Source organism: Pseudomonas sp. UBA6323 (assembly GCF_002439135.1).
GTDB lineage: Bacteria > Pseudomonadota > Gammaproteobacteria > Pseudomonadales > Pseudomonadaceae > Aquipseudomonas.
This window is the reverse complement of the sequence record NZ_DJSX01000087.1, coordinates 1-7,074: the sequence shown is the minus strand read 5'-3', so window position 1 is coordinate 7,074 and position 7,074 is coordinate 1. Positions and strand designations below refer to the sequence as shown.

The window sequence follows — 7,074 nt, the reverse complement described above, 5'->3', positions numbered from 1 at the left end:
GCTGCTGGGGGTGATCGCCGTGGTCTGGCTGCTGCGGCGCAAACTGCGCCCGCTGGGTGATCTGGTGCAGCAGGCGCAGGCGCTCGGCGCCGGTCACCTCGGCGCGCGCATGGCGCAGTCCAGCAACGATGAGATAGGCGAGCTGGCGGGCAGCTTCAACCGCATGGGCGAAGCGCTGGCGAGCATGGTGGCGGGTATTCGCAGCGCTGCCCAGGATGTCAGCGCCCGTTCGCAGGCCATGTCGACGCTGTCGCGTGATGCCTATCAGGGTATCGATCAGCAGTCCGGCGAGATCACCAGCATGGCCGGCGCGGTGGAGGAATTCAGCGCCACCTCGCAGAACATCGCCGACAACATGCGCAGCACCGAGCGCCTGGCCAGCGAAAACGCCCAGCAGACGCGCATCGGGCGCACTTCGATGGATCAGGCCTCCGAAGCGCTGGTGCAGATCGCCGAAGCCCTGGAGCAGACCTCAAGCGCGATCAACGGCCTCGGCCAGCGCTCCCAGGAAATCGGCGGCATCGTCAGCGTGATCACCTCGATTGCCGATCAGACCAACCTGCTGNNCTCAACGCCGCCATCGAAGCCGCGCGTGCCGGTGAGCAGGGCCGCGGTTTCGCCGTGGTCGCCGACGAGGTACGCAACCTCGCCGGGCGTACTCGCGAGGCGACCAATGAGATTTCGACGATGATCGGCAGCATCCAGAGCGAGACCAGCAGCGCCATCGCCACCATGGAGCAGGGGCGCCAGCTGATGCAGGACGGCCTGGAGCGCAACGCCAAGGTGGCGGCTGCACTGGCGCAGATCAGCGAGCAGAGCGAGGCGGCGGGCGAGCAGTTCGCTGCGATCACCACCGCCACCAGCGAGCAGAGCAGCACTGCGACCGTGCTCAGCGCCAACCTGCAGAGCATCGCCCAGGCCAATGGCGAGCAGCGCGAAGTGGTGGCCAACCTGGCCGACACCGCCCTCGAGCTGGATCGCCTTGCCGCTCAGTTGCGCCAGGAAGTCGAGCGCTTTCGCTGATTCAGCCCGCGGCGGGGCGATACTGCAGCGCCTCGGCCAGATGCTCGCGGCTGATCGCCTGCTGTTCCGCCAGGTCGGCCAGTGTCCGCGCGACCTTGAGCACGCGGTGCGCGGCTCGTAGGGAAAGGCCCAGGCGTTCGCAGGCGTTTTCCAGCCACTGGCGATCAATATCGCTCAGGGCGCAGTGCTGGCGTAGGCCGGGCAGGTCGAGAAAGGCGTTGGCCACACCCTGGCGGCGCAACTGCCGCTCACGTGCCCGCGCCACCTTGGCCGCCGCCTGCGCAGTCCTCTCGCCGTCCTGCGGCGGGGCATTCAAGGCCGTCGTTTCGCGGGCAACCGTCAGGTGCAGGTCGATACGGTCCAGCAGCGGCCCGGACAGCTTGGCGCGGTAGCGCTGAATCTGCTCTGGCGTACAGCGGCAGCGATTGCTCGGGTCGCCGAGGTAACCGCACGGGCAGGGATTCATTGCCGCGACCAGCTGGAAACGCGCCGGGAAGCGCACCTTGTCACGCGCCCTGGCAATGACGATATGGCCACTCTCCAGCGGCTCGCGCAGCACCTCCAGTACCTTCCTGTCGAACTCCGGCAGCTCGTCCAAAAACAGCACGCCCTGGTGCGCCAGGGTGATTTCGCCGGGCTGCGGGCGACTGCCGCCGCCGACCAGCGCCGGCCCGGAAGCGCTGTGGTGCGGGGTGCGAAAGGGCCTCTGCGGCCAGTGCTGCAGCGGCGTATGACTGGCCACCGAGTGGATCGCCGCGACCTGCAGCGCCTCGCTTTCGTCGAGCGGTGGCAGCAGGCCGGGCAGGCGGCTGGCCAGCAGCGTCTTGCCGGTGCCGGGCGGACCGCTGAGCAGCAGGTTATGCGAGCCCGCAGCGGCCACCAGCAGGGCGCGCTTGGCGGCCAGCTGACCCTGAACTTCGGCCAGGTCCGGGTACGGCAGGCTCTGTCTGAGCAGACCCTGTGCGGCATAGGGTTCGAGTGGTGCGCTGCCGTTGAGGTGCGCAGCGATCTGCAGCAGGTGCTCGACAGCGATCACCTTGAGCCCGGAGGCGAGGCTGGCCTCCTCGGCATTGGCCTGTGGCACCAACAGGGTGCGTCCGGCTTCACGCGCAGCCAGTGCGGCCGGCAGAACGCCCTGCACCGGACGTACCGCGCCGGATAGCGCCAGCTCACCCAGGCATTCGTATTCATCGAGCGACTGAGCCGGCACCTGACCGCTGGCGGCAAGAACGCCCAAGGCGATGGCGAGATCGAAACGGCCGCCGTCTTTCGGCAGATCGGCCGGCGCCAGATTCAAAGTGATGCGTTTACTGGGAAATTCGAAGGCGGCATTGAGGATGGCGCTGCGCACGCGGTCCTTGCTTTCCTTGACCGCGGTCTCCGGCAGGCCTACCAGCGTCAACGAGGGCAGGCCGTTGGCCAGGTGCGCCTCGACGGTGACGGCCGGTGCTTCGACGCCGACCTGGGCGCGGCTGTGGACGATGGCCAGGGACATGATCTCTCCTTGATCAAGTAGGGTGCAGCGCCTGTAGGAACGGCTTCAGCCATGAAGCCTGTTCGCGGCTGAAGCCGCTCCTACAACATAACCTTAGTCTGCGGCGGTGAGCTTGGCTTCCAGTTCGGCGACCTTGGCTTCCAGCGCTTCCAGGCGGGCGCGGGTACGGGCCAATACCACCATCTGGCTGTCGAACTCTTCGCGGCTGACCAGCTCCAGCTTGCTGAAACCGCTTTGCAGCAGGGCTTTGAACTGGGCTTCCAGTTCGGCGCGCGGCAGCGGGCTATCGCCGCTGAACAGGCGCGAGGCGTGGCTACTGAGAGTGTCTAGCAGGGCTTTCGGCGGCAGCATGATCAGGTTCCGTAAACAGACGGTCGGCAGTGTAGCACGCGACCTGAGGCGGGACGCCCCAGGGGCATGTTGCACGATTTTTGAGCATGACCCGATGCGCTGCTGCACCAATCTTGTGCGGTTAGGGTGTGGGAATCGCCACGCGTTATCGCTGGGCATGGGTAAGAGCCTGATAGGCAGTGCTTTTCCGGGAGATGGCAAGCTTTCTGCTTAGACCCCAGCGACGCATGCACCGATGCAGTACCGGTGCGGCAGACGAAGCGGGGAAGTGTTTCGTCAGGGCGGTTGGTGGGTATCGACCAGGCCAGGCTGGAACGGTCGGTGCGTTACAAAAGCCAGACACTGCGCTTAGACTTGAGCCGGGTTCGTAATTCCTGGGGCAAGTCCACCTTACACGGGAGAAAGTTTCATGAAGCTAGTCACTGCCATCATCAAGCCGTTCAAGCTCGACGACGTGCGCGAGTCGCTGTCGGAGATCGGCGTGCAGGGCATCACCGTCACCGAGGTCAAGGGCTTCGGCCGCCAGAAAGGCCATACCGAGCTGTATCGCGGTGCCGAGTACGTGGTCGACTTCCTGCCCAAGGTGAAGATCGACGTGGCCATCGCTGACGACCAGCTGGACCGCGTGATCGAGGCCATCACCAAGGCTGCCAACACCGGCAAGATCGGCGACGGCAAGATTTTCGTAGTCAACCTGGAACAGGCAATTCGTATCCGTACCGGCGAAACCGATACCGACGCGATCTAAGCAGCCTCCGAACCCCACGCCCCAGGAGTAAACCCCATGACTCTGCGAACTTTCGCAGGGCTAGGAGCCCTTTTGCCCTCGAATTCTGGCCATGCGCTGTATTCGAGGGCGAATGCCGGAGCTGGCGAGTCCTTCGCCGCTCTGCTGTGCCAGACCCTCTTCAGGTCTAGCGCTCGGCCTAGTGATGGGAATGCCTGGTCGCCTTACGGCGCAGGGGTTCCGGTGATCCAGAGCGAGCGTGGCAACGACCTGTAAAGCATGCGGAACGCGCCCAGAGCCAACCTGGACGTTTCAACCGAACAGCGCACAACGAAAGCGCCGGCAAGAGGTGAAAAATGGATAACACAGCATTGACTGCATTGCAGTACGGCTTCGATACCTTCTACTTTCTGATCTGTGGTGCCCTGGTGATGTGGATGGCAGCGGGCTTCGCCATGCTCGAATCCGGCCTGGTGCGCGCCAAGAACACCACCGAGATCCTGACCAAGAACATCGCCCTGTATGCCATCGCCAGCGTGATGTACCTGGTGATCGGCTACCACATCATGTACTCCAGCCCCGAGGGCGGCATCCTGCCGAGCCTGGGCTTCCTGATCGGCGACGAGAACAGCGTCGATGCGGTGCTCGCTGGCGGTGACGATGCGCCCTATTACTCGGCGCGCTCGGACTTCTTCTTCCAGATCGTCTTCGCTGCGACCTGCATGTCGGTGGTTTCCGGTGCGGTGGCCGAGCGCATGAAGCTGTGGGCCTTCCTCGCTTTCGCCGTGGTTATGACCGGCTTCATCTACCCGGTTCAGGGTTTCTGGAAGTGGGGCTCGGGCTTTCTCAACGAAGCCGGTTTCCTCGACTTCGCCGGTTCCGGCGTGGTGCACATGGCTGGTGCTGCCGCTGCTCTGGCTGGCGTACTGCTGCTGGGCGCGCGCAAGGGCAAGTACGGCGCCAATGGTCAGGTCAACGCCATTCCGGGCGCCAACCTGCCACTGGCAACGCTCGGTACCTTCATCCTGTGGATGGGCTGGTTCGGCTTCAACGGTGGCTCGCAATTGAAGATGAGCACCATCGAGGATGCCAACGCCGTCGCCCAGGTGTTCGTCAATACCAACATGGCTGCCGCCGGTGGTCTGATCGCCGCGCTGGTTACCGCCCGTATCCTGTTCGGCAAGGCTGACCTGACCATGGCGCTCAACGGCGCGCTGGCCGGCCTGGTCGCCATCACTGCCGAACCGCTGACCCCGAGCGCCCTGCAGGCGACCCTGATCGGTGGCGTGGGCGGTGTGCTGGTGGTCTTCGCGATCCTCGGCCTGGACAAGATCAAAATCGACGACCCGGTCGGCGCCATCTCCGTGCACGGCGTGGTCGGTATCTGGGGCCTGCTGGCCGTGTGCCTGACCAATGGCGATGCCTCGCTGGGCGCTCAGCTGCTGGGTATCGTCTGCATCTTCGCCTGGGTGTTCATCGCCAGCCTGATCGTCTGGAGCATCATCAAGGCGGTGATCGGCCTGCGCGTCAGCGAAGAAGAGGAATACGAGGGTGTGGATATCGCCGAGTGCGGTATGGAAGCCTACCCGGAGTTCACCGGCAAGAAGTAAGCTTCGCCGGAATGACAAGGGCGCCTTTTTGGCGCCCTTTGTTTTTTCTGACAGCACGCTAGAATGCGCGCGCTGGAGCCATCGAGAGTGAGAAGCGGCATGTGGCAGCAACGCATCATCAGCTTGCGTCCGCGTGAGCGAGGTTTTCATCTGGTGACCGAAGAGGTGCTGGCGAAATTGCCGGAACTGGCGCAGATGCGCGTCGGTCTGTTGCATCTGTGGCTGCAGCACACCTCGGCATCGTTGACGGTGAACGAGAACGCCGACCCCGCGGTGCGCCGCGATTTCGAGCGTTTCTTCAACCGCCTGGTGCCGCAGGGTGAAGCGGGCTACGAACATGATTACGAAGGGCCGGACGATTTGCCGGCGCACTTCAAGGGCAGTTTGCTGGGCTTTCAGCTACAGCTGCCGATACAGCAGGGACGGCTGGCGCTGGGGACCTGGCAGGGTATCTATCTGGGCGAGCACCGCGATCATGGCGGCGCTCGGCAAGTGGTGGCGACCCTGCACGGCGAAACAATATGAATTTTTCCGGACGTGCGGTTGCACTTCGTACGGCTGGGCTATAACTAACCTGCTTTTCGCAAGTCATGAGGTTGAACATGAGCGACGAAGACCTGGAACAAGATGATCTGGAAGGGGCCGACGAGGACGATGGCGAGGAGCTGGCTGCCGCCGATGACGGTGACAGCAGCGATGACGAAGGCGGTGGCGAAGCCGTAACCAGCGGCAAGAAGAGCAAGGCCAAAGCCGTTGAAGTCGACGAGATGCCCAGCGTCGAGGCCAAGCAGAAAGAGCGCGATGCGCTGGCCAAGGCCATGGAAGAGTTCCTCTCCCGTGGCGGCAAGGTGCAGGAGGTGGAACCCAATGTGGTCGCCGACCCACCCAAGAAGCCCGACAGCAAATATGGCAGCCGCCCCATTTGAGGACGGTTCGCTGCAAGGAACCCGCCCCAGTGGCGGGTTTTTTGTTGCCCGCCATCTCCGGCGGCGATGCGTACGTGCCGTCCTAGGTTCTTCCGGCAGCGACGAGGCGGCCCGGCTGTTCAGTTAATGTCGTGCGCTTCGCTTTGCGCCCCTTTCCCATTTATTGGGGGCACGCCTAGTGGAGAGGGGCTGGGGGAGAGGGTCGAACACCGCGCCAATCTACCGGCTACCCGGTCACTGAACAGCGAGTTGTGTCCTGAGTATCGACGCTTTGCGCGGCTTGTACTCAGATCACTCTGCGAGTCAGCGTGTCCAGCTGCCCAGCAATGCCGGCAGCTCGGCCAGGCTGGCGATCTGCGCGTCCGGCGTGGTTTCGCCCTCCCAGGGACGCCCTTGCGGATTGAACCAGATCGCCCGCATGCCGGCCGCCTGCGCGCCGGCGATATCGTCGCTGGGGTGATCGCCAATATGCACGGCGCGCTCGGCGGCAATGCCACCGGCGCGGCTGAGCGCCTCGCGGAAGGGCTTCGGGTCAGGCTTGCCAACCCCAAGTTCTTCGGCACACAGGGCGAAGCGAAAATACTCGGACAGACCGAGACGGCGTACATCGGCATTGCCATTGGTGATCACGCCGAGCATGAAGCGCTCAGCCAGTGCCTCCAGCGTCGGGTGCACCTCGGTGAAAAGCGCCACCTGATGGCGGGCACCGAGAAACACCTGGAATCCGGCCTCGGCCAGCGTCTGCGCCTCGCCGTGCGGGTAGCCGGCGTCTTCCAGAGCGTGGAACAGAATGCGCCGGCGCAGCTCGCTGAGGCGGTGCTTGAGCATCGGTTCGGCTTCGAGCAGGCGGCTGCGCACAGCCCACAGGTGTTCCACCGGCACCGCGCCCAGGCGCGGCGCGTGCAGGGCCAGCCAGTTGCGCAGCGCCGCCTCGGCGTCCTG

General features: G+C 64.4%; 7 protein-coding genes and 2 pseudogenes. 6 read left to right on the top strand and 3 right to left on the bottom strand.

Annotated elements, in window-relative coordinates; all coding sequences use genetic code 11:
• Nucleotides 1–10: 10 nt before the first annotated feature.
• Together B3P22_RS24000 and B3P22_RS23995 are read left to right on the top strand one after the other, a co-directional pair.
• Nucleotides 11–118: pseudogene (locus B3P22_RS24000) on the top strand (hypothetical protein); the annotation flags it as partial.
• A 423-nt stretch (nucleotides 119–541) separates the two neighbouring features.
• A pseudogene (locus B3P22_RS23995) lies at nucleotides 542–1,023 on the top strand (methyl-accepting chemotaxis protein); the annotation flags it as partial.
• A gap of 1 nt (nucleotide 1,024) precedes the next feature.
• Here B3P22_RS23995 and B3P22_RS20570 read toward each other — a convergent pair.
• Nucleotides 1,025–2,518: a YifB family Mg chelatase-like AAA ATPase gene (locus tag B3P22_RS20570; protein WP_296272356.1), complete on the bottom strand. Its 1,494-nt coding sequence runs from the start codon at nucleotides 2,516–2,518 to the stop codon at nucleotides 1,025–1,027.
• Nucleotides 2,519–2,611: 93 nt separating this feature from the next.
• Nucleotides 2,612–2,869, bottom strand: coding sequence for an accessory factor UbiK family protein (locus tag B3P22_RS20565; protein ID WP_017361208.1), 258 nt, complete (start codon nucleotides 2,867–2,869; stop codon nucleotides 2,612–2,614).
• Between the two features lie 409 nt (nucleotides 2,870–3,278).
• Here B3P22_RS20565 and glnK point away from each other — a divergent pair, with 409 nt between their 5' ends.
• The 4 genes from glnK (at nucleotide 3,279) to sutA (ending at nucleotide 6,132) form a co-directional block, all read left to right on the top strand.
• Nucleotides 3,279–3,617: a P-II family nitrogen regulator gene (gene glnK, locus B3P22_RS20560; RefSeq protein ID WP_003096476.1), complete on the top strand. Its 339-nt coding sequence runs from the start codon at nucleotides 3,279–3,281 to the stop codon at nucleotides 3,615–3,617.
• 335 nt (nucleotides 3,618–3,952) lie between these two features.
• Nucleotides 3,953–5,206 (top strand): ammonium transporter, encoded by a 1,254-nt coding sequence (locus B3P22_RS20555; protein WP_275545686.1) that lies wholly within the window; start codon nucleotides 3,953–3,955, stop codon nucleotides 5,204–5,206.
• 99 nt (nucleotides 5,207–5,305) lie between these two features.
• The gene (locus tag B3P22_RS20550; protein WP_197858991.1) at nucleotides 5,306–5,731 is read left to right on the top strand and encodes a secondary thiamine-phosphate synthase enzyme YjbQ; all 426 of its coding nucleotides are present in this window, start codon (nucleotides 5,306–5,308) and stop codon (nucleotides 5,729–5,731) included.
• A gap of 77 nt (nucleotides 5,732–5,808) precedes the next feature.
• Entirely contained in the window at nucleotides 5,809–6,132 is a 324-nt protein-coding gene (gene sutA, locus B3P22_RS20545; protein ID WP_197858992.1) for a transcriptional regulator SutA, read from the top strand.
• A 303-nt stretch (nucleotides 6,133–6,435) separates the two neighbouring features.
• On the opposite strand, the gene B3P22_RS20540 is transcribed toward sutA, so the two are convergent.
• The coding region (locus tag B3P22_RS20540) for an HAD family hydrolase (RefSeq protein WP_296272355.1) at nucleotides 6,436–7,074 on the bottom strand (639 nt) is incomplete at its 5' end.